Source organism: Bacillus sp. FSL L8-0099, from assembly GCF_038006385.1.
Lineage (GTDB): Bacteria > Bacillota > Bacilli > Bacillales > Bacillaceae_G > Bacillus_A > Bacillus_A toyonensis.
This window is the reverse complement of the sequence record NZ_JBBOVC010000001.1, coordinates 2,591,873-2,613,682: the sequence shown is the minus strand read 5'-3', so window position 1 is coordinate 2,613,682 and position 21,810 is coordinate 2,591,873. Positions and strand designations below refer to the sequence as shown.

Annotated in this window: 21 protein-coding genes and 2 pseudogenes; 4 read left to right on the top strand and 19 right to left on the bottom strand. The window is 31.8% G+C overall.

Going from position 1 to position 21,810, the window contains the following annotated elements; all coding sequences use genetic code 11:
- Positions 1-152: 152 nt before the first annotated feature.
- The 5 genes and pseudogenes from MHH42_RS13155 to MHH42_RS13135 form a co-directional block, all read right to left on the bottom strand.
- Positions 153-1,940 (bottom strand): ATP-binding protein, encoded by a 1,788-nt coding sequence (locus MHH42_RS13155; protein ID WP_000994068.1) that lies wholly within the window; start codon positions 1,938-1,940, stop codon positions 153-155.
- Positions 1,941-2,395: 455 nt separating this feature from the next.
- The gene (locus tag MHH42_RS13150) at positions 2,396-3,247 is read right to left on the bottom strand and encodes a Cof-type HAD-IIB family hydrolase (protein WP_000766360.1); all 852 of its coding nucleotides are present in this window, start codon (positions 3,245-3,247) and stop codon (positions 2,396-2,398) included.
- A gap of 177 nt (positions 3,248-3,424) precedes the next feature.
- Complete coding sequence (locus MHH42_RS13145) at positions 3,425-4,003, bottom strand: cysteine dioxygenase family protein (protein ID WP_000954448.1); 579 nt, start codon at positions 4,001-4,003, stop codon at positions 3,425-3,427.
- 200 nt (positions 4,004-4,203) lie between these two features.
- Positions 4,204-5,573 (bottom strand): annotated as a pseudogene (locus tag MHH42_RS13140) (IS1182 family transposase); the annotation flags it as partial.
- A 135-nt stretch (positions 5,574-5,708) separates the two neighbouring features.
- Positions 5,709-6,923, bottom strand: coding sequence for a cytochrome P450 (locus MHH42_RS13135; RefSeq protein WP_016108517.1), 1,215 nt, complete (start codon positions 6,921-6,923; stop codon positions 5,709-5,711).
- A 141-nt stretch (positions 6,924-7,064) separates the two neighbouring features.
- Between MHH42_RS13135 and MHH42_RS13130 the strand changes: the two genes are divergently transcribed.
- Positions 7,065-7,562 (top strand): PadR family transcriptional regulator, encoded by a 498-nt coding sequence (locus MHH42_RS13130; protein WP_000289115.1) that lies wholly within the window; start codon positions 7,065-7,067, stop codon positions 7,560-7,562.
- A gap of 102 nt (positions 7,563-7,664) precedes the next feature.
- On the opposite strand, the gene MHH42_RS13125 is transcribed toward MHH42_RS13130, so the two are convergent.
- The 6 genes from MHH42_RS13125 to MHH42_RS13100 form a co-directional block, all read right to left on the bottom strand.
- Positions 7,665-7,820, bottom strand: a complete 156-nt coding sequence (locus MHH42_RS13125) for a DUF1540 domain-containing protein (protein ID WP_000046090.1) — start codon at positions 7,818-7,820, stop codon at positions 7,665-7,667.
- Between the two features lie 73 nt (positions 7,821-7,893).
- Entirely contained in the window at positions 7,894-8,523 is a 630-nt protein-coding gene (locus MHH42_RS13120) for a Vat family streptogramin A O-acetyltransferase (RefSeq protein WP_001069238.1), read from the bottom strand.
- Positions 8,513-9,796: an MFS transporter gene (locus tag MHH42_RS13115; RefSeq protein ID WP_000108180.1), complete on the bottom strand. Its 1,284-nt coding sequence runs from the start codon at positions 9,794-9,796 to the stop codon at positions 8,513-8,515. The genes MHH42_RS13120 and MHH42_RS13115 overlap by 11 nt, the downstream gene beginning before the upstream one ends.
- Positions 9,797-10,064: 268 nt before the next feature.
- Positions 10,065-11,300, bottom strand: coding sequence for a cytochrome P450 family protein (locus MHH42_RS13110; protein WP_000062110.1), 1,236 nt, complete (start codon positions 11,298-11,300; stop codon positions 10,065-10,067).
- A 159-nt stretch (positions 11,301-11,459) separates the two neighbouring features.
- Positions 11,460-11,864 carry a hypothetical protein gene (locus MHH42_RS13105; RefSeq protein ID WP_000282699.1) on the bottom strand — a complete coding sequence of 135 codons (405 nt, stop codon included), beginning with the start codon at positions 11,862-11,864 and terminating at the stop codon, positions 11,460-11,462.
- Positions 11,865-12,006: 142 nt separating this feature from the next.
- Entirely contained in the window at positions 12,007-13,011 is a 1,005-nt protein-coding gene (locus MHH42_RS13100) for a DUF1835 domain-containing protein (RefSeq protein ID WP_070173231.1), read from the bottom strand.
- Between the two features lie 298 nt (positions 13,012-13,309).
- Between MHH42_RS13100 and MHH42_RS13095 the strand changes: the two genes are divergently transcribed.
- Positions 13,310-13,522 carry a hypothetical protein gene (locus MHH42_RS13095; RefSeq protein WP_000416829.1) on the top strand — a complete coding sequence of 71 codons (213 nt, stop codon included), beginning with the start codon at positions 13,310-13,312 and terminating at the stop codon, positions 13,520-13,522.
- Between the two features lie 368 nt (positions 13,523-13,890).
- Here MHH42_RS13095 and MHH42_RS13090 read toward each other — a convergent pair whose 3' ends face one another.
- Positions 13,891-14,094 carry a hypothetical protein gene (locus MHH42_RS13090; protein WP_000878378.1) on the bottom strand — a complete coding sequence of 68 codons (204 nt, stop codon included), beginning with the start codon at positions 14,092-14,094 and terminating at the stop codon, positions 13,891-13,893.
- A gap of 614 nt (positions 14,095-14,708) precedes the next feature.
- Between MHH42_RS13090 and MHH42_RS13085 the strand changes: the two genes are divergently transcribed.
- Positions 14,709-14,900: a hypothetical protein gene (locus tag MHH42_RS13085; protein WP_000371056.1), complete on the top strand. Its 192-nt coding sequence runs from the start codon at positions 14,709-14,711 to the stop codon at positions 14,898-14,900.
- A gap of 191 nt (positions 14,901-15,091) precedes the next feature.
- Here the strand turns inward: MHH42_RS13085 and MHH42_RS13080 are convergent, their stop codons facing one another.
- The 6 genes and pseudogenes from MHH42_RS13080 to MHH42_RS13055 form a co-directional block, all read right to left on the bottom strand.
- Complete coding sequence (locus tag MHH42_RS13080; protein WP_016108514.1) at positions 15,092-15,508, bottom strand: DUF3995 domain-containing protein; 417 nt, start codon at positions 15,506-15,508, stop codon at positions 15,092-15,094.
- 143 nt (positions 15,509-15,651) lie between these two features.
- Positions 15,652-16,425 carry a DUF3959 family protein gene (locus MHH42_RS13075; protein ID WP_000732194.1) on the bottom strand — a complete coding sequence of 258 codons (774 nt, stop codon included), beginning with the start codon at positions 16,423-16,425 and terminating at the stop codon, positions 15,652-15,654.
- 207 nt (positions 16,426-16,632) lie between these two features.
- Entirely contained in the window at positions 16,633-19,023 is a 2,391-nt protein-coding gene (locus tag MHH42_RS13070) for an RNaseH domain-containing protein (RefSeq protein ID WP_016108513.1), read from the bottom strand.
- Positions 19,024-19,371: 348 nt separating this feature from the next.
- A pseudogene (locus MHH42_RS13065) lies at positions 19,372-19,491 on the bottom strand (HNH endonuclease); the annotation flags it as partial.
- 13 nt (positions 19,492-19,504) lie between these two features.
- Positions 19,505-19,741: a hypothetical protein gene (locus MHH42_RS13060; protein WP_000368156.1), complete on the bottom strand. Its 237-nt coding sequence runs from the start codon at positions 19,739-19,741 to the stop codon at positions 19,505-19,507.
- A 62-nt stretch (positions 19,742-19,803) separates the two neighbouring features.
- Positions 19,804-19,971, bottom strand: a complete 168-nt coding sequence (locus tag MHH42_RS13055) for a hypothetical protein (RefSeq protein WP_001293571.1) — start codon at positions 19,969-19,971, stop codon at positions 19,804-19,806.
- Positions 19,972-20,613: 642 nt separating this feature from the next.
- Here MHH42_RS13055 and MHH42_RS13050 point away from each other — a divergent pair.
- The gene (locus MHH42_RS13050) at positions 20,614-20,919 is read left to right on the top strand and encodes a WGxxGxxG family protein (protein ID WP_016108512.1); all 306 of its coding nucleotides are present in this window, start codon (positions 20,614-20,616) and stop codon (positions 20,917-20,919) included.
- Between the two features lie 315 nt (positions 20,920-21,234).
- On the opposite strand, the gene MHH42_RS13045 is transcribed toward MHH42_RS13050, so the two are convergent.
- Positions 21,235-21,615, bottom strand: coding sequence for a hypothetical protein (locus MHH42_RS13045; RefSeq protein WP_016108511.1), 381 nt, complete (start codon positions 21,613-21,615; stop codon positions 21,235-21,237).
- Positions 21,616-21,810: the final 195 nt, after the last annotated feature.

The following is a 21,810-nucleotide window of genomic DNA, read 5'->3' as shown; positions in this document are numbered from 1 at the left end:
AATTTCCACACATTACTTTGTACGCATATAAATATAACGTTCAAAACTTAATAGAAATTAAAACAAACATAAAGAAAAGGTAAAGTTTACTAAATTAAATATAAAAATACCCAATAACAAAAGCTTAGCTTTGTTATTGGGTATTAAGTATTTTAAGATTTAATATTAGAACGTATTGAAATACATCTATCATCACAATTTGATAGAGATTGTTTACTCTGCATTTTTGGCAAGTAAATCGTTACAGTTGTCCCGACACCAACCTCACTCATTATACTTATTGTTCCTTGATGACTTTCAATAATTTTATAACTTAACATCAATCCAATACCGGTACCTTTTTCTTTCGTACTATAAAAAGGTTCACCTAATCTTTTAATTCTTTCTTCAGGTATTCCTATTCCTTCATCTATTACATTAATAATGACACCATTTTTATGTATTTCTTTTATATGAATTGAAATTTTTCCACCATTTAGCATTGCTTCAATTGAATTTTGCAAAATATTAATAAAAACTTGTTTCAATTGATTTTCTGAGCATTCAATGATTATCTCTTCGGAATCTGTAAATAGTTCAACTTGAATATTTGTCATGATTGCTTTTGTATTAATTAGTGATACGACATTTTTAAAAATTTGATAAATATTTTTCTTTTCTGTATTTATTTCATCAGTTTTAGCAATCGACAAAAACTCTTGGAGAATTGCTTCTATTCTTTCTATTTCGGAAAGCATAAGGTCAAAATATTTCTCTTGATCCTCTTTATTAATTTGGAATAACTGTATAAATCCTTTAATTACAGTTAATGGGTTTCTCACTTCATGAGCTACACCGGCTGCTAATTGACCAATTGCCGCAAGTGTATCTGATTTATTTAGCAATTCTTCTGCCTTTTTCCGCTCTGTAATATCGCGGACAATGATCATAATTTTATCTTGTAATAATGGTAAACATCTAGCTTCAAAGAAATCAATACTTCCATTAATTGTTAGAGGATATTCTACAATTACATTCTTTCCTTCATCTTTCAATTGGCGAATTGCTTCTTGAAATTGCTGTGCTACTGGAGACGGTAATATTTCGTAAAACTTTTTTCCCATAAAAGCTTCTGCGGGCACGTAAAATTTTGTAGGGGATCCTGCTTTATAATCTATAATTGTCCCATCATCTTTTGTTAAAAAACATAAATCTGGTAAAGCTTTGAAAATTAATTCTAATTCAGAGGTTTGTTGTTTTAATTGCTCTTCTATTGCTTTTAAATGTGTAATATCTACCCCAACAGCCCAGTAACTAAATCCTGTTACAGGAAATTGCTCTGATATATTGGACCACATTATCGTTTTAATTTCTCCATTTTTACATGTTAAACTCATTTCCCAATCTCTAAAATTTTTTCCACGAGTCAAAAATTTATTTTGTATTTGATGGCGATAATTATGGTCAGGATACAGTAATTGAAGAGCGTTTGGATTCCCAATTATTTCTTCAGCAGTATAACCTGTTACAATCTCGCATTCTCGATTCCACAAAACAAAATCTCCATTATAGTCAAGCGCATCAACCATAACAGGCATGTTTTGTAAGATCGTATGTAGTTCTTCCTCTTTTCGAGAAAGTAACGATATATTTTTACTTTGAACTTCTTTTTTCACCCCAGTTATAATAAGGTTAGAAAGCATTTCAAAATATTTTTGGCAATTGAAAATTTCGCTTCGTTTGGACCATACAACAAAAGATCCTAAATATTGATTGTATAAGAAAAGGGGGATTTCAATTTTTGGAAGTTTACATACTTTCATTTCATTAATTCCAAATGAAAATATACATTCGTTTTCAGCATCAAGAAGTTGATGTGATATGTTGGTTAATTTATAAAATTGTTCTGCCATGGTTTCTATTGTACTCACATCAATAAGTTCCATTAGCCGCGCATTCATTCCTTTTTCACCTCAATATGTAAAATTTATACAAATTCAAAATTCATACTTCTTCATTATACGAAGAAAGTGCTCCTAGGTATATAGCTGTAGAATAATTATTCAAACAAATTCTATTTTTCAATTAAAAACAGAAAATAATATGGGAATGTTATGCGCTGCTAGTAGAAGTATAAAGTGAAACTTTAATCAGTGGGGGTTTTGTTCATCCCCCACCTAACTTCTTTGCTTCCGCTGAATTTTGAGGTGAGGGGTCTTACTGCCCGTTAATGCGGGATAAAAATATAATAATCATAAAATTCACAAAAAATTCACAACTTTCATGAAAAATATAAACATTTATTCCAATATATTCTATATAATGAGGTGTAATAAGGCTTCTATGAATCTCATAGAATACCTTACCCCTAATAAAAAGAAAAAAAGAATCTTTTTGGATTCTTTTTTTCTTTTTATTACATTACATATTTATATAAAGCATGTGCGACACCATGTTCTTCATTTGTTAACGTTTCGTATTTACACATCGCTTTTATTTCTTCAACTGCATTTCCCATTGCAATTGATATATTTGCTTTCTCCATCATAGAAACATCGTTTAAGCCATCGCCTATTGCTACAGTGTTTTCAACTGGAATATTAAGATGTTCTGCTAAAGTATATAATCCATTTCCTTTTTGAGCATCTCGATGATTAATCTCTAAATTATGCCAATAGGAAGATGTAATAGCTAAATCCGTATTATGCAGAAACGTTTCTTTTAATTTTTTTAATTTCTCTATGTCATAAGAAAACGGTAAAAGTTTATGCACATGTATATCCATTTCTACAATTGGTTTACAACTTTCTGTGCTATGAAATGCTGTATGCTCAAGGTATAATGCAGCAATCGTTTCTAACTCTTTCAAATCGAAATTTCCTTTTGCATTCTTCACATACTCGATTTCATTACGTACACTCTCTACTCCATAATCGGGTACATACACACCTTTATTAGTATAGAGCTGATAATACAAGCCATTCTCTTCAAGATATTCTACAATCTCAAGTGCCTGCATATTTTGAATTGGATATCTCTTCATCATTTTTTTATCTTTATATATAAGCGCACCATTTTCTGCGATAATCGGACACTCCAAACCAACTTCTAACAATAGTCGTTCAATATCCACAATAGAACGTCCTGTACAAATTGCTACAACATGGCCAGCTTCTTGACATTTTCGAATTGCTTCTGCATTCTCTTTACTAATCATTTTATTCCCTGAAAGAAGAGTTCCATCTAGATCAATTGCGATTAATTTCATTATTTCTTCACCACTTTCTATAAATACACGAGTTTTTATTAAATAAAAGGTATCGTTTTCATACGAATCTCGTGAAGTACTCCTTATTTATAATTTATGAAAAGCGTTTCAGGTCAAGAAATAATTAAAAATAAAATCCAAAGCTGTTCTTTTTATAGAAAAGCTTTGGATTTTATGCTATGAATTATAACTAATATATTTTGTCTCACACATATATACATTTTTTTCTTCTGTTGGGATATATACTTTAAACTTTTCTAAACGCTTTCCGTATATATGAATAGTGATTACGCTTTCATTTTCGGATATTTCTAGAATATGACAATCAGCTGGTGGAATTACTTTATCTGTTTCGCCTTCTCCCAAATAAAGATTTCCTGTATGTGTTAAATAAGAAAGTGAATTTCCAAGCTGCTTCGTTTGAACAAAGTTCTGCACCATTATCCTTCCTGAAAAAACGCCTTCTACTCCCCATGTACCATCATGATCATGTAATGGTGTAGATTGTCCATCTTTCCATACGAGAGCTAATACTTCAAAACGTTTTAATGGATCTTCATACAGTAAGTGTCGTGCATATTGAGCCGAATTTGACTTCTGTTTATCTAACGGAAGCCATGTTTTCTTTTCTAAAAGTTCTTCTAGTAATGTTTCAATTTTACACACGATTTCTTCTTCTAATAAATCACCATTTATTAAATCAGTTACAGCTTTAATAAATGTTTGAAACGTTTTACTCCCATTGCACGTTAACATAAGCATCCTCCTCTACGCTTTTTTCACACACCTCCATACTATAAAACACACCAAAATTTTACAATTGAGAAATAAAAAAACAAGGTACAATACAATGTACCTTGTTGACAGAGTGTTGGGAAACCCTTTAGGGTTCCCAACATTCTGCAATCCTTTTTAATTTTAGTAAATGAAAACAATATAAAATAATAAATTTTAGAAAAACAACCCTCCACCAGACCCTTTTTGGTTAGGTGAAGGGCTATTTTTTTCATGTTTTGACAAGCTGCGGTGAGGTAAGCTTGCATTTGGACAGACTTCAGCCCTCGAAACCGAGCATATCGATAGCCATGTAGTTCTTTGGCATCCGCAAAGCTTCGCTCTATAGTTGAACAGCGTACTTTATACAGTCTTTTCCCTGTAGCTGTTAGTTTGTTTTTTCTAGCGATATCTTTATATTTTTCCCATATATGATGAGTGATAACTTTTTGTTTTTGTTTTTTTGAAAAGCATACCTCACGTAGCGGACAAACAGCGCAGTCTTCTGGATTTGATTTATATTGACGATATCCTTCGCGATCCGTTGTCGTATATTCTAAAATACATCCCATCGGACAAGCAAATACATTCATTTCTTTTACATATTTAAATTGGCTTTTCGGAACGTCTTTATTTCGCTTTCCAAATCGGCGATACCCCATCACCATAAATATATTCTGTTCTGATAGTTTCTTACAGATATAACCTGTAAAATAGCCTGCATCAAGAGCTACAGCTTCAACTTTGAATCCGAATTTATTAGTTTGAGCTTGTAGACGTGCTAAATACGGCTCGGAATCCGCCATATTTCCAGCCGTTATATAGGTATCTGTAATAATATTATATTTCGCATCAGTCGTACGATGATCTAAGAAATGAAAACCGTTCGGTTTTCCATCCCTCATTAAAAATCCACTATCTGGATCCGTTGTACTGATACGAGTTTTTTTAGTGGGGGTATCACTTTCCTTTCTAGGTCTTAATTCTTTTTTCCATGTACCTCACGATCTTCGATTACCGCAGCTTCTAGTTCATCTATATAGAACTTTGCCTTTTCTTTTTTATATTTATGTACAAATTTATTTTTATTGGCATTCGCCTTAATGTGTGTAGAATCTGTCATCAACGCACGTCCTCCCACCATACGGTGCTCGGTCGCTTGACTCACAATCTCATCAAAAATTTCTTCGAAAATATTTGTATGAATGAAACGAGTACGGCGATTCCAACTGATTGTAGAATGATCTGGAATTGTATCTGATAGAGAAAAACCTAGAAACCAACGGTAGGCAATATTCGTTTTGATCTCCTTTTCCAATTGTCGCTCTGAACGAATACCATAAAAATATCCGATAAACATCATCTTAAATAAAACGATAGGGTGAATTGACGGACGACCATTGTTTTCACAGTAATAAGGGCGTAACTTTTCCTCAATAAAATCAAAACTGATTGTCGCTTCAATCGCACGAAGGAAATGGTCTTGCGGAACTAATTCTTCTACAGAAACGGATACACGCTCATCACGATGATTTTTTAAAGCACCCATCATAAAAAATCTCTCCTTTACCTCTTTTTTATCAGTGTTGACACATAAAAAGAGGTTCAGACACATAAACAGGCTGTGGAGAAGACTTTCTCCACAGCCTGAAAACAAGGTACAATACAATGTACCTTGTTGAACGTTTTATTGAGTTTTTAAGCGAATAGGTAAATATTTTAAAGTTTGCTCATTTTTCAATATACATCTTTCTAAATTAAAAGATGGAGATATCTCTATTTTTTCGAAAGCATTTATAAAGGTACTTAATGCAATCTCCGCTTCTAAACGTGCAAGCGGTGCCCCTAAGCAAAAGTGCGGACCTTTACCAAAGGTTAAATGTTTTTCATTTCCTATGCGGTGTAAATTATACTTAGAAGCATGTGAGAATTTGTTCTCATCTAAATTTGCTGCACTAACCCATGCAACAATCATTTGATCCTTTTTCATTAAAGGACCAAATATGTTTGTATCCTCTGTAATCCTCCGAGCTAATGTAACAGGAAAGCGATAGCGTAATACTTCCTCAATCGCTTTTGCAACTAATTTAGGTTCTTCTCTTAATTCTTGATAAATTCCAGGTGAATCCACTAAAAAGCAATAAAAACTATTAATAATTAAATTTGTAGTCGTTTCATTACCAGCTGCTAATAAACCTAATGAAAAAGTTACAATTTCTTCATCGGTTAATCTTTCACCTTCATATTCAGCTCGTATTAAATCTGAAATAATATCATCGGTTAAATGATATCTTTTTTCTTGAACGATCGGTAAAAGATATGCTTTAAATTCATTTAATGCGATCCCTTTCTCGGCATCCAGATCATTAAACTTTTCTTTACTATACGGCATAAATAAAATATCAGACCATTCTTTAATTTGTTTACGATCTGTAGTAGGTACTCCCAATAGGTCTGATATAACGGTAACAGGTAAAGGTGCAGCAAATTGATTAACAATATTAACTTCATCATACTTTTTTATATTTTTTACAAGTTCGTCTGCAATAGCTTGTATACGAGGTTTCCACTGTTCTAAACTTCTTGGAGTAAATGCTTTAGAAACAATTGAACGTACGTTACGGTGTTCTGGCGGATCTGTAGAGTTTATATTTATTCTAGTTTCTAAAGGAGGGATTGCGAATTGTCTCCGCTCCCTTCTACTTGAAAATAAGCGATAGTCTGATAAAACACGATTCACGTCCTCATATAAAAAAACATTCCAAACATCTTGCTCTTCATCATAATGTACTTGGTGATTATCCCTCATAAATTGATACCATCCATACGGGTTCCACAGCTCTTCTTTTGTTTTTAGCTTTGAAATTTCATGAACTAAAATAACATTTTCAGGTGAATCCATAGTTCTTTCCTCCCTTTTCTTTTACAATAAAAGTGATAGGTAGGTAATTCAAAGTTGTATAAACTAACATATGTTATTTTAACATATACATAGCAAAACTTTTCAAATGAAAACTTGAGAAATATATGAGGAGGCTTTTTTATGTATGTTGATATTTTATTACTTGCAGAATTAACAACAGGGCCAAAACATGGCTATGAAATAAAGAAAAATATTCAAAATCGGTTAGGCAATAATTTTGAATTAAATCATAACATGCTTTACCCTACTCTTCGGCGTTTTGAAAACATGGGAGCCATAATGAAAAATGTACAGAAACAAGTCGGAAAACCAAACCGAAATATGTACAATATAACAGAAACAGGAGAAGAAATTTTTTATGAAATGTTAAGAGAATTCCCCGAAAAGATTGCGACAAACAACACTGAGGTCCTTGTACGTATCGCGCTTTTCGACAAACTTGATTACGAGGCTAGAATAGAAATTTTAACTACGCGCCAAAACGTTCTTCAAAAACAACTTACAGCCATCCAATCCCTTGACGTTGTCTCACCTTTTATTACAGAAGTTGTTGAATTTACTAAATCACGTATTGAGCATGAACTACGTTGGATTACATCACTTATGAAGAAAATATAAAAAAATAACAGAAAAAGTTAAAAATAATGAATGAAAATGAGATTTATTATCAATACTAGTATTAATAAAAGGGCAACCACGATTTGGCTACCCTTCAAAAATTTACAATTCTGGATCGAAAGTTTTGCAATCTGTTTCTTCCGTTGTAGATGCTTGTTTCCCTTTATGACTAACTACATAAATTGCATCTGCACTACATTTATTACCGTTAGCCCAAAATTTACAATTGTTTACTTCACATAAAACGTCTTGTGCCATAGTATCACACCTCCTTGTTCTATTATCATTAACAAAATTCGGAGGTATGATACTCTTTGTCATCTATTTTTTATTACCTTTTTAGCTTTCTTAATGTTTCTATATGCCCTCGTACAATAGCATCGATATTTTCAGTTATCTTTTCAATGTCAAAATGCCACCATTGAATTTGCAATAATTCTTCTATTATTTCATTTGAAAATCTCTCTTTTATTTTATTTGCAGGGTTTCCACCAACAATTGTATATGGTGCGACATCTTTAGTCACAACAGATTTCGCTGCAATGATTGCACCATCTCCTATTTTAATTCCGGGCATAATCGTTGTATCCATACCAATCCAAACGTCATTTCCTATAACTGTATCTCCTTTATACGGTAAATCAGACAAATCTGGTGTAAACTTCTCCCATCCATTCCCAAAAATATTAAACGGATAAGCTGAAAATCCATCCATTCGATGATTCGCTCCGTTCATAATAAAGGTAACTCCAGATGCAATACAGCAAAACTTGCCAATGAAGAGACGATCTCCGATAAATTCATAATGATATAATACTCGATCTTCTAATGTTTCCCCATGTTTCGCATCATAATAAGAATAGTCACCAACAAGTATATTAGATTTCGTTATTGTATTTTTTATAAAATGAACGTTTTGATTTCCTTCAATTGGGTATTTAACGTTTGGATTAGGATTCATGTTGCACAGCACTTCCTTTACCATTCATTTCACTTTCTACTGCTATTACTGGCTTTAAATTGTATATAGGTAAAATAAACAATAATCCAATAACAAATAGTAGAGCCGTCCCCTCGTACATCATACTTAACGAAAACATCTCCTTTAATGAACCAGCAATACTCATCGTTACTACCATTGAACCGGTGAACAGTGGACTTAAAATGCCATTTACTCTACCAATAAAATCCGTATCGCTATTTTGTATAATAAGTGTATTAATACCTATTTGAATACATGGTAGAGCTAACCCACTAAAAAGTTGTGCCGTAAGTGTCACCCATAAATTTGTGGAGTAACCAATTATACCAATTCCAATAGCCTGACCAAGCATACCTACGATTAACATTTTTTGCGGCGCAACGTTTTTCGCGAATACCATCGCTAAAGCTCCGCCAACAATCATCCCTGCGCCATTTACTGTTAGTAACCATTGTAAACTCTCTTTTGATAACCCTAACTGCTCAGTTACAATAAATATGCCTAGTGGCTGAATTAAGCCTATTCCTAGTCCTGCTGCCATAAAACATAATCCAAGTAAAGTTAATGCTTTTTTCTTTTTGACGTATTTAATACCATCCTTCATTTCCTGCAACAGCGTGATGTCTTTCTTTTCTGCTTCGTTTTCAAGATCTTTCGGAAGAAATAACAATACACCTGCAGCAAGTAAAAACGCGATACCTGTTATAATGATTGAAATATAAATTCCAAAACTATGAAAAATAAATGTTCCGAGAATTGGTCCTAACACCATAAATATCGCAAAAATCGTTTGATATATCGACATTGCTAATTGAATTTGTTCCGTCGATAAGTGTTGTTTAAACAACTTCATTCCAGATGGTTGAGAAAACTGCGAAAGGATTGCAGAGATTAGCGTCACAAAAAACACAATTTTCCACGTTCCAAACATAAGTGTAATTAATACAGCGAATACTGAAATAGAACTTAACGTTTCACACCATATCATTGTCCTCTTCGGCTTCCACCTATCAGCAAAAGTTCCACCAATGAATGAGAATATAAAAATCGGGGCGAATTCAGCAACTGAAATCATTGATATAGCGAAAGCATCACCTTTCGTCATTTCCATAACATACAATAATACCGCAAAGTTTCGAACCCATATTCCTATTTGTAAAAATAATGCTGATGCAAGAATTCCCTGTACAAATCGATTTTTCAATACTTGTGATACCCCATGATTTTGTTTCGGTTCTATAGTCGTCGACATAAAAAAGCCTCCTATTTCATGTTCTGAACAGGAGGCAGCACAAATCATATGAAAAGACTATATTTTTCGCAGTGCGAAACACATCCCTTTTCTATATATGTACATACTAATCCTATTCAGAAGAATATTTCGTTTTTTAACGAAGATCTCTTAAAAATAGAATTAGTTGATCATTGGGATAGTTTCACCCTTCCGTTTCGAATTTAAATTACACATACATACTCTATGTAAAACATTTTCAATGTATGCATGTCTCATTTTAACTATTCTAGAAAGTCAAAGGCAATTCCTCTAAAGAACGCATTAAATAATTTCCTTGCCATTTAATATCTTCACGATCGCCCTTTATTTGTAGTTCAGGCATTCTTTTAAACAGAGTAGTAATAGCAATCTTTGCTTCTAACCTAGCAAGTGGAGCTCCTAAACAGAAATGACTACCATGTCCGAAAGCAATGTGACGGTTATTCTCACGCATAATATCAAATACTTCTGGGTTTTCAAATACTGTTTCATCACGGTTTGCGGAAGCTAATGCGATAATAACCATATCTCCTTTTTGGATTGTTTGGTCATGAATTTGAAACGGCTCAGCCGCCCATCTTGCAGTTGTCACCTCAACTGGAGAATAATAACGCAATCCTTCCTCAATAGCTGAATCAATTAATTTCGGATTATCTTTTAATAACTGTAATTGCTTCGGATTTTCAAGAAGTGCTAATACCGTATTTGTTATTAAATTCACTGTTGTCTCGTGTCCGGCTACAATTAATAACATGATCATTGAATATAGCTCTCGAGCACTAAGTTTCTGCCCTTCATTTTCTGCAAGTATTAACGCACTAACCAAATCTTCTTTTGGATTTTTTCGTTTTACATCAACTATATATTGAAGATATGTAATAAACTCAGATAGTTGTTTTTCGGTTTCTTTTATTTCTTCAGGTGTTTCTGGCGATGCAATGACAGCATGAGACCAAATTCTAAATTTCGCTTGATCCTCTTTTGGAATTCCAAGCATCTCACTTATTACAATAATCGGTAATGGGAATGAATAATCATCCACAAGATTTAATGTACCTTTTCGCTCTATTTCACTTATTAAATCATCCGCTATTCTCTGAATTCTTCCGTCTAACTGTGAAATCATCTTCGGTGTAAAAGCTTTTTGAACTAAAGATCGTAAACGACTATGGTTAGGTGGGTCCGAATTTAACATGTGCGTTGTTAAATGATCACTATTGTCAACGGAAAGATACATGTTCTTTGTATCTTGAGGAAACACATTTGCCTGATCTTTTTTTAAGCGATTATCTTTTAAAAGCGGCAAAGCATCTTCATATCTTGTAATGAGCCATTCTTTACCGATTTCAATTTGATTTACAAATAATATAGGCTGCACTTTTCTCGATTCTTTATAAATTTCATACGCATCTTCTTTAAACTGAGCTGAAGCTAAATTAATGCCATCCTCTATTCTTAGGCCCACTTTGTTTTTCATTGACATTGCATTCCCTCACTCTCACTTGTTTTTGAAAATCAACCAACATATGCATTATACTCTAATAAAAACGTGAAAATTGTAAATTTTTAATTAAAATCTTACTTCGTATATTGAAAAATAAAAAAGTGAACGAGTAAAAGTATTCTACTCGCTCACTTTTCTTTATGCGAAGCACATAAAGTTACTAATTTGTTGATATCGGTAACTTACTTTACGACGGCGACCACCTTGCCAAGTATAACCTGAAACCCCGTTTCTTCTTACCTCAGTTGGAAAGAACCATAAATCTCTTCCGAAAGGCCCAGATCGATGTAAACGTAAATAGCCCCATCTTCCTAGACAGTTACACATCCATGATTTCATATTACCTGCTTGTGCAGGAGAAGCAAATGTGGACGGTAACGACGGAGCTTGTGACGGTGGTGGTGACGTTGGAGCATCTTCCGCATCATCTGGTCTGTAATCTTCTTGTTCAATATCTCTCACTTCATTTGTAGATTCATAACCGTAGTTTTGTGGATTATAATACATCCCTTGATCATATGGATAGTTTTGTTGATTATACATATTAACAAATCACCTTCTTTTCATTTCCTTTAACATTCATATGTAATTCGTTAACTATAGGAAGCTTATGTATAGCCTAAATTCAATTGAAAAAAGTTCGCATTTTAAAAATACGAACTTTTTCATACACTGGATATATTTATTATTTTTTTAACTTCACACTATAAAAACGCATTTGATCTAATGAACCTTCATATTCAAATACTTCTTGCTTAATTAATTCTTTCAAGCGATATTCCAAAAACGTATCCCCAACCAATTGATCTGCAAGACCAAGTGCTTCACCTATTACTCTCGGAGCTTTATAAAATTCTTTATCTGCTCCCACATTTTTCGCACACTCAATAATGAATTGATCAAAGTAACCTTCTTGTACAGAATGCACTTCATCGTCTTTCCAAACTCTTAAAAACTCCATGCTTTGCGATAATCTATCCCACTCATGTGCAAACTTCATTCGCTTCTCTTCAGTTAAATACGGAAATTCCACAAAACGTTTTAGAAAAAGAGCTAAACTTTCAGGAGATAATTCTCCAGTTCCACGAATATCATAATCTTGTTTTAATATTTCTCTACTCGCTTCAGAAGTATTTATAACACGAATATTTTTCTTATCTTTTAATTGCGCAGTTGCAAAACAAAGCCCTACATGCTCATGGGCATTATCCGCCTTCCAAATGGTAATCGGTGTTTCATTCGGAATTGAATGTAGCTCTTCTAAAGTCTCCTTAAATCTTGGTAAATACTCTTCTTCAAAATAACAATCATAAGAAGTTAAGTTATTTAATAACCACTGTGATCTTGCTAATTGACCTTCATTCATATGTAATTGATGTATGGGACCAATAGAAAAGAATTCAGAGTATGAAACAACATTCTCCTCGTGTAACCCTTCTTGTTTCAACATATATTTTAAACATCCGGCTGTTGAATCATCAAAGGCAATATGAATGTGTGTACTTTCTTCTAAATTCTTTTCCTGAGTTGTATGACTCGTCAATTGCTTAGGGATACTCGTTAAATTTTTTAGCATATCTTCGCTATAATTCCCGTCTAATACATCTAACTGTATGAGAATACTTTGAAGTAAATGTTTTGCTTCATCTTCATACATATCCTCAACAACATTTTTAATTTTATCTATCATATAAATCCCTCTATTCATTTCTAAAATAACGTAGATTATAGTGTATCATTTTAGTCTAGATGTTTAAAAGCCTTTTTAAAATCAAATCGTTTATTACACAGATTGCTGCTACCATCTAAGTTTTTAACAAAAGCTTTCTCTATATTTCTCTCAATCTATAAATCTATAATATTTTTTGCTTCCTCCTTATCTATCTCCCAAAATTACATTAGTTGCTAAATATTTTTTAAACACTTTGTAAATCTTTTTATTTAAATGTATAATTATATAGAAAATAAAAAATATAGGAGCAATATGAATGGAGAAAGTACTTACTAATTATAAACATTATTTAAAAAATTGGAGATTTATATTTATTTGTATATTACCTGCTATCGCTTTATTGTATACATTCGATGTCATCTTTGAACTACTGATTCACCAAAATTTCTATTTGTCTAATTTAATTATTGCTATTATATTAACCATAATATTTATTAACGTTAAAGATAAGTTTAAAATCAAAGGTTAATGAAAACTATAATTGAAACGAAACCTTTATGAAGCTACATTTTTCATAAAAAATAAGAGCAACCTGCTATTGGATGCTCTAATGTGATTAGAGGTTTTTTCTGAGTATTTAGTAGGACACGAAGACCTTGTCCTATTACATACTATATGCTTGTACTTATTACATTGTGCATGAAAAAGCACAATGTCTAGATGCCAAATAGATACATACACATTGGAGTAACTAACACGTTAGAAAAGACCTTCCTATATCCATTCATTCTTAATAGCCTACATGATTACTAATAAAATCTGCTCATACTTTCATTGTACAATTGCTTTATTTATAAACAAAAAACATCCCCATGGATGTTTTTTATCTAATTCCCTTTAAACTTCCATAAATTTAGCAGGTACACCAATTTTTTCTACCACAGAAGATATATTAGTAGGGTTAATCATTACATTTTCGATATAAACTAATTTATTTTCTAATAATCCATTCTCTGTAGTAATAAGCTCTTCAAATCGTTCTAAAGTCATTGAGAATTTGTGCTCACTTCCACCATTCATACTGACTTTTACATACTTCATAGTGTCACCGCCTCTCTTAATTATCTATAATTCGCTAAGAATACGCTTACATCCTTTTATTTAAACGTGGATTTATCACTTTCCACTACACGTTTGAAATAATTTGCAGAAAAACAGATAATATACACCGTTTATTCTATTTATTAAAATTATAATAAAACGTTTCTAGAATTCTATATCTTTGGAAAAGATTATATAATAGTATTGATTAAATAATAGGAGTGTTATGAATGGTTGATATAATCCGACTCTTAATCATCATACTGATTGCAATTTTTTTATTTTCATCAATTATTATGGAGTTTAAAAAACCTCAAAAAAGTATGTTTTGGTTCTCAATTGAAGTCTTGTTTCTGCTAGGAATCGTACTTTTAATGAAAGAATTTTTCTTCAAACTTTCCGCATAACCTCTTAAGTAAAACATAATATTCCATCAATAACGCAGGATAAATTATGATTTTTATTTTTTCACTAAATTTAAGAATGTAACTTCCAATAGTTATCCTTTTTTTATAACTACTTTATATGCTTCTGCTAATTACTCTTTTTGTATATTATCATGAAGACTAGAACAAGCATGCCTTGTCATATATTAGATAAGGGATGTGATAACATTGGATAACTATAACAATCAATTTGTTTTTCATGTAGTCAAAAGTTCGGCAATTAAAAGATTTATAATTATCGATATAATCGCTGGAACAGGAATTTATTGGACTGTAAACTTTATTTCTTCAAATGCATTACTCGCAATTATTAGTTGTATTTTAGGGACAAAAAAAATGAAGAAAATGTATCATTCATAGAAGCAATAACTAAATCTCAATTCATTTCTTTCAAATATAAACATTCTATTATCTTAATTAAATAAATAAGCTCCCAAATAACCGATGTTTACAATCACACAAAATAAGAGGTTTCTGATTGCACAGAAACCTCTTATTTAATATCCGTATCTTTATATACTAAATACATTACATGATTATCTTTTCTATGTTCACTTTATAATTGTTAATAAAAAGGATAATGATAGAAATGCACAAAGTGGTATATATAAAACAGTATCCATTCTAGCAAACTGCGTACCTATTTTTCGTTTAAAGATACCAAAATAATGAAATTCACCAATTACTCTTATGAAAAAAACAACCATACAAACCCAGGATCCCATTTGAACAAAAATATTTGGAACTGCGAAATGAACAATATTTGCTTGTTGTAATAAAATCATTGCTGCCATACTTAATAATAACGCAATGCACAATGTCATTCCTGTACCTGGTGTAAACGCCTTTTCTCCAGCTTTAGTTGGAATGACACTATTTGTCGCCCACTTACCCCCGAAAGCCCAATAAATATGTAAAAAACTAACTAAAAATAATATACAGACAGAAATATATGTAATAATAAGCATTTTGTCCTCCCATTATTTTATTTAAGTCCTCAGCTTTAGAATATGCTATGAATTTCTCATTGGCAATCTATATTTAATTACATAAAAAACCTTTAATAATTTATCAATTTAACGATAAATCATTAAAGGTTTACTGAAATTTATTATGCATTATACCTATTTCTACGACGTTCCATCCTCGTTTGTCCTTGAACAGTCTCTTCTTTATATTGATCTATTTGCTCCGACATTTCATATGTTGCAGCTGGAGCTGATTCTTCGTAATTATGCTTACGTATTTTTTCTGGCGTTTTACGTTTAGAACCTTTTCCACCAAACTTAAATAATTTCATCTTAAATTTCGGTAATCTTGGAAGTGGCATCTTAAATGATAGTTTTTTGCGTTTCTTTTTTTGGTGAAATAGATTTATATTTTCTTTATTATTATCCTTCTCTTTACGGTGTATTAACGTCGCAAGTAATCCACCTAATATAAGTCCTCCAGCTAAGAGTAGAAGATATACGTAATTGCTTGTCATTAAACTCGTCATACGCTCAAGTATGACTAACGACTGTACTTCCTTTATATCCCATAATAAAGCGGCCCATAATGAGAATAAACCTAAAGTAAGCCCGTATGTACGAAAGCGAAATATACAAGGTATTAAAGCGATACAGGCGGCAATTTTGGCATTTGCTATTATAGCACTTGTTGAAATATCCTGATTCCAAATAACTAACAGTAGTGTTATAAATGGTGCATATGCTATCCAGCTACATATACGTGAATATATCTTTTTTGCAAAGTAACTACCGAAACTAGTAAAAAATAAAAGTCCTCCAATATATAAAGATTGTTCAAGAGGGATTTGCTTTAACATTCCTGCAATTGGAAAGAGGCCGCTCAGTAGCATTAATAATACATCTAATTTCTTCACAATTCCCCATTCCTTTCAAATTTCTATTAAGTTTTAAAATTAATTTTCCATGTGATTCAGTTTTTGTATTTCTAAAAAACATCTTAATCCTGAATGTTTATAAAGTAAATACAAAATAGAAAAGATACATGACAAAGGATAGCTATATTTACATGAACAAATGACAAATCCTGATCGGTATAATGAACAGGATTTGTTTACTATTATTTAAATTAGCACTATTGAATCTTTCTTTTCTCTCTTTATTACATCAACATCTAATTCATCATCGAATTCTTTAAACTCTCTTGCATCTATATCAGTGGCATAACTCTTTATTACTTTAGCCATATGCATAGAATATGGCATATGCACATTTTTTTCCGGAAGTATACTTGAATTACAACACATGAAATGTATCATTTTAGCGATATATTCCCTTTCTACATGTTTTACACCTAATGGTAGAATTTCAAGTATATATTGTTGAATTGTGTCACTACAATTTAATCGATATTCACCAGTGCTATAATACATCCCTGTTTGATCCGCATATAATCCAGTTCTATCCATATCATTTTCACGATCTATTACAACAAAGCTTGGTACATCAAAAGCAGTATTTATTCTTATAACGTTTAAATTCGGAACCTTTAATATATCTGGAATAATCTCAGGTGCAATATCTATATTAATTTTTTCATTTTGCAACTCTTTAATCCAATATTTTCTCAAATTCGCATCTACAATGAAATAAACTTGTTCATTTTCCTTTTGCGCATGTTGTAACATTCCCATTAATGTTTCAGATACAAATTCCTTAAAACGGGCACCCACATCATTTCTTTTTGATGGTTGTGGTAAAAATACATTATGTTTATTTATTTGTAATAACATATAGTCGATCGGTTGCCACTCCGACTCCGTATCCCCATATAATTTATATGATATTTCTTTACCTTTTATTTTTGAAATAATAGGTAAGAAATCAAACTTCGAGATTCGTTCAACTGATAAATTGACATATGTACAAGGTAAATTCCTCTTATTCCAATTGCCTTTCAAAAATCCTTTTTGTTCTAATAAATTAAAAATACTAGTTACAATTGTTTCACGAGATACACTTTGACCTATAAATAAATTAATAAATGTTGAAATACGTTTTGTTCGTGCAAACCCTTCACGAATAATTTGTTTCGGATCAATCTTCTCTCTTCCATCACACTTCTTCATTGCAATTAATGCTAACGTCGTATCACTTCGCTTACCTGCCGTAGCATGAACTGCTTTTACAACATCATCTACAAGATTTGTTTTATATTTTTGGCAATACTGCATTTTATATGGATTTTGTAACACTTTTTCCATATTAAATCTTACAATCTTTAATAATACTGGTGAATCTGCATTTACTACATAAGATGTTTCTCCTATTTTAGCTAAAACTATTTCACTATCAAATAATGCTTGTTCTATTTCCAATACTATATTTTCGGACCAAATTTCTAATGTTATGGTCTCTAATCCTTTTGGTGCAACTAAAGGAAATAATTCATTTTCATTATTTGTTGCTACCCTTTTGCATTCTGGCAGTAATGTGAAATGTGAGAATTTCCGCTGAAATTCTTTAAATAGATATCCTTTCTCCTTTACTTTTATACCTAGCTTTTTTTTAGTACCTTGCACTTTATATATTCTCTCATTATACGGAAGTAATACTCTTCTGTTTGTTCCGACAATATAATCTTTCGGATATTGGATAATATGGTCTAATTCAATTTCTCCATCTATTTGAAAATCATCTTTTAATGTTCTAAATAACTTAATCCATTTCATACCGTTTGTAGCTTGTTGTACTTTTAACTTTACAAACCGCATTTTTTTATTATCTGATGCAAATTCTGAAGTAGAAATCAATATCATGCCTCGTTTTCGTCGCAAAAGTAAAGGGATATCGGGATGGTTATATTCTTGGTAGAATCTCCGAATACCTACTGTAACCTTTAATAATGGAATATTCTCACCACCACGAGTTATACATTCAAATCGGTATACATAGGCGAAAAAGTCTTGTGTTTTTTCATCTTTAATCGGCTCTGACATTGCCTCACAAATATTTTGTGATCGAAGTGGAGAAAAATAGATTTCTTCATTTTTATTCTCAATTCGTATAGGTTGTACACAAAAAACATGTGAAATTAATGCGGGTACCCATTTAGAAAACGTTTCACTATCATGTAATACTGTTACATTCGAAATCAAATCGTCATGCCATTCATATTTTGGCGGTTCCATTAATTGATTCGGTTTCCAATCATGAATGACCTCATACCAACTTTGAAATATATAATCAAGTTGTTCTTGCCTAATTGGTTCTTTTGACACAATCCATGGCGTATTTTCATTTAATACATACGGATTATGCTGAATAAACAATATATCAGAAAACATATCATACAATCTTTCATTTAAACGCTTTAACTTACTAGTTAATAAAAATGTCTTATAATGTATCTCTACAATGTCTAGCCATTCAATAGGAAAATATATAAATGATACATGTTCCTTTAAAAGTGGCTCTACTATATTTTTAAATGTTAATAACCGTAATTTTTCCATGTATTGAGTACTTCCTCTCTTCATTTATCTTGATTATCAAAAAACGAGAAACACCAATTACTGAATCTAAACAATTTAAAATTAAAAGTCTAAAAGAAGAATTTAAAACAATTTATTACAATAATACTTTTAAAAGTTACACGTAATTATCGAATACATCACCCCTAACATCTCAAATATATTACGTACACATTATATAATATATAGTTATATAATGTATTTATGATTTACAATAATTTTACAAAAAACAAATATAAAAAAGGAAGGCTCTCCGTACTAAAGTTCCCACTTGAGCGGTTTTTTGTCCATCTAAAGGTGGTGGTTGAGATAATACCGTTGCTACTAATCGTTGCGCTTGCACTCTTGGCATGCATAGTTATCACGCTTCTTCACTTGTTCACGTGTACTTTTCTATTCACCACTGTCATAAAACTTACGCTTCTGTTGTTTGGTTTTGTATTCTTTCATTATCCTTTACCTATCAATATTGCATTAGCCTTATGAGCTTTAATAACTCTTCTATTGGAGTTCGTTCGATATATTCAATAGAATAAAGCATGTGTTCCCCACCATACAGTTTGTAATTTTTAAAACGATTAATATCTATCTTCGCTCGCTTGTATGTTTCCTCATGGGGTTTTAGATCTTTGTTATAAGCTGTTTCATCCACAGCTTGAAGACCGAGTACATCAATCTTATTTTGTAAATCGTTATCCATCTACCCTCAGCCCTTATCTTTTTACATAATAAAAAGCACCCGAATGGATGCTTAAATTAAACTTATTCATTATCAATATCTTTACTTTCATCATTAACTGATTTCGGGTCTAACATGCTTCCTATATCAGGCGGCAAAGTTAACTCTATACCAGCTACTGGTTGATTATCCTCATTAAAATAATACTTCTTTATCTTATTCAATTCTTCATTCTTCTTATTTTCACTCATATTACCCCGCCTTTTATGTGTGATATTAAACACTTTACTTAATATGTACATTAAGAAAGGTAATATACTATTTTTTCATTATGAAAGGGCAACTGTGCACCAACTTCCCTTTCATAGTAATTTGATAACTATAAATCCGGTAAATGAAGTTTTATTCTTCTTCCAACCACCTAATGTTGTTTACATTTATCTACACAAACATTATTAAGTCCCTGGAAGAAGAGCAAAAGACCTTCTCCGTTTACACAACGTGAATTGCAATTGAATGTGAAAACAAGAAACAACTGTTCATCCAATCTACACCCATCGCCACCGGTTATGACGATCCATTTTCAGTTATAAGGAATTTTGCGAGCAATGTTTTCCGTCATTTCTCACAATACAAATATATCACTTTGATTTCAAAACAACCGGCACATTTACTGCCAAAAAGCAGTCATGAATCTGCCACTTATTTTAATTCGCTAATAACCTTTATTTCCCTAGACTACTTTAATACAACAGCCATAAAGAATCGATTGAAATTTATTTAGGTATTATGCTTGATCTGATTGTAGAACATGTACATGGTTTTATATATTTTCAACCGAATATTGTCTAAAGGAACTGGAGACATTATTAAATACGAAAGGAGGGAAAATCATGAAGAAAAAACTTTCATCTATTTTAGGTGCCCTTTTACTAACTATTACGGTTTTTGGTACAAGCGTCCATGCTGAATACGATGGATATAATACGAATAGAGTTAACGATAATAATATTACAACTCGAGTTAATGACTATAACACGAATAGAGTTAATAATGATGTGAGAACTCGAAATGTAAATACGACAAATGATTTAAATGATAATCGTAATAAAAATAATAATTGGACTTGGCTTGGTTTATTGGGACTTCTAGGATTATTTGGTCTTAGAAAAAAAGACAAAGATCCAGAAACACATTAATGTGGAACATTGCATTTAATTTTAAAAAATATTTATGTATCATCAAAAGAATGCAAAATGAATAAATTATAAATCGCCTTTAGTAAGGCGATTTTTTTATTTTTTAAAATCAATAATGCTGTCACTTTACTCATAAGTTGGCCGAAAATTTTAATAAGAAGCGTTATTTTGCCAAAATTAAAAACAACCATAACCTTGCCAAAGTGTATAGTTATAGTTCAAATGACACAAAAGTTGCTTATTGCTATTCAAATCTACTTCGCCTCGCTTAAACAAACGCTGTTATTATCCGAATAAATAAGTAAAGTTGTATTTTTAAGACGAAGAGCTACCTGAACCGCCAAGAAAACCACCAAGGGACTTTATCAACTTTTTCAATACTGGTGTAATATCTTCTTCGGAAGTTATTCTAATACACGGTAATTCAACTTGGAGTTTCGTACCCAAAAGAACAACTGTAATTGGAACTGGAATTGAAACGCAAAGAGCTTCTTTCCCATCACATTGACACTTATATTGTTGTTGTGGTTGTTGCTGTTGTTGCTGTTGCTGTTGCCATTGTTGTAGTTGTTGCCATTGTTGTGGCCTTACTCCTCTACTCATATCTATATTTCTGTTGTCCATTACAAAAGGATAAGACTCGTTTGGATAATACTGATGAAAAGAATTTTTGTATTCATAATGACCATTATTCATTTTTTCATCTCCTTCCCGTTACATCGTATTAACCTAGTAGCCAATGGGTTCATTTTAATTAATATTATCATTCGCTTATTATTTTATAGTAAAAAGCTCCCTTTACTTACCCATATCTTATATTGTGTGTAACTGCCCCTTTCGCTAAATTCCTTGGTAACATATATTGATTAAATGTATGATAAAGAAAGTGAG

Bases quoted from the DNA above. Each gene is read 5' to 3' on its own strand.
- MHH42_RS13155 (WP_000994068.1), bottom strand. From the start codon at position 1,940: ATGAATGCGCGGCTAATGGAACTTATTGATGTGAGTACAATAGAAACC.
- MHH42_RS13150 (WP_000766360.1), bottom strand. From the start codon at position 3,247: ATGAAATTAATCGCAATTGATCTAGATGGAACTCTTCTTTCAGGGAAT.
- MHH42_RS13145 (WP_000954448.1), bottom strand. From the start codon at position 4,003: ATGTTAACGTGCAATGGGAGTAAAACGTTTCAAACATTTATTAAAGCT.
- MHH42_RS13135 (WP_016108517.1), bottom strand. From the start codon at position 6,923: ATGGATTCACCTGAAAATGTTATTTTAGTTCATGAAATTTCAAAGCTA.
- MHH42_RS13130 (WP_000289115.1), top strand. From the start codon at position 7,065: ATGTATGTTGATATTTTATTACTTGCAGAATTAACAACAGGGCCAAAA.
- MHH42_RS13125 (WP_000046090.1), bottom strand. From the start codon at position 7,820: ATGGCACAAGACGTTTTATGTGAAGTAAACAATTGTAAATTTTGGGCT.
- MHH42_RS13120 (WP_001069238.1), bottom strand. From the start codon at position 8,523: ATGAATCCTAATCCAAACGTTAAATACCCAATTGAAGGAAATCAAAAC.
- MHH42_RS13115 (WP_000108180.1), bottom strand. From the start codon at position 9,796: ATGTCGACGACTATAGAACCGAAACAAAATCATGGGGTATCACAAGTA.
- MHH42_RS13110 (WP_000062110.1), bottom strand. From the start codon at position 11,300: ATGTCAATGAAAAACAAAGTGGGCCTAAGAATAGAGGATGGCATTAAT.
- MHH42_RS13105 (WP_000282699.1), bottom strand. From the start codon at position 11,864: ATGTATAATCAACAAAACTATCCATATGATCAAGGGATGTATTATAAT.
- MHH42_RS13100 (WP_070173231.1), bottom strand. From the start codon at position 13,011: ATGATAGATAAAATTAAAAATGTTGTTGAGGATATGTATGAAGATGAA.
- MHH42_RS13095 (WP_000416829.1), top strand. From the start codon at position 13,310: ATGGAGAAAGTACTTACTAATTATAAACATTATTTAAAAAATTGGAGA.
- MHH42_RS13090 (WP_000878378.1), bottom strand. From the start codon at position 14,094: ATGAAGTATGTAAAAGTCAGTATGAATGGTGGAAGTGAGCACAAATTC.
- MHH42_RS13080 (WP_016108514.1), bottom strand. From the start codon at position 15,508: ATGCTTATTATTACATATATTTCTGTCTGTATATTATTTTTAGTTAGT.
- MHH42_RS13070 (WP_016108513.1), bottom strand. From the start codon at position 19,023: ATGGAAAAATTACGGTTATTAACATTTAAAAATATAGTAGAGCCACTT.
- MHH42_RS13060 (WP_000368156.1), bottom strand. From the start codon at position 19,741: ATGGATAACGATTTACAAAATAAGATTGATGTACTCGGTCTTCAAGCT.
- MHH42_RS13055 (WP_001293571.1), bottom strand. From the start codon at position 19,971: ATGAGTGAAAATAAGAAGAATGAAGAATTGAATAAGATAAAGAAGTAT.
- MHH42_RS13050 (WP_016108512.1), top strand. From the start codon at position 20,614: ATGAAGAAAAAACTTTCATCTATTTTAGGTGCCCTTTTACTAACTATT.
- MHH42_RS13045 (WP_016108511.1), bottom strand. From the start codon at position 21,615: ATGAATAATGGTCATTATGAATACAAAAATTCTTTTCATCAGTATTAT.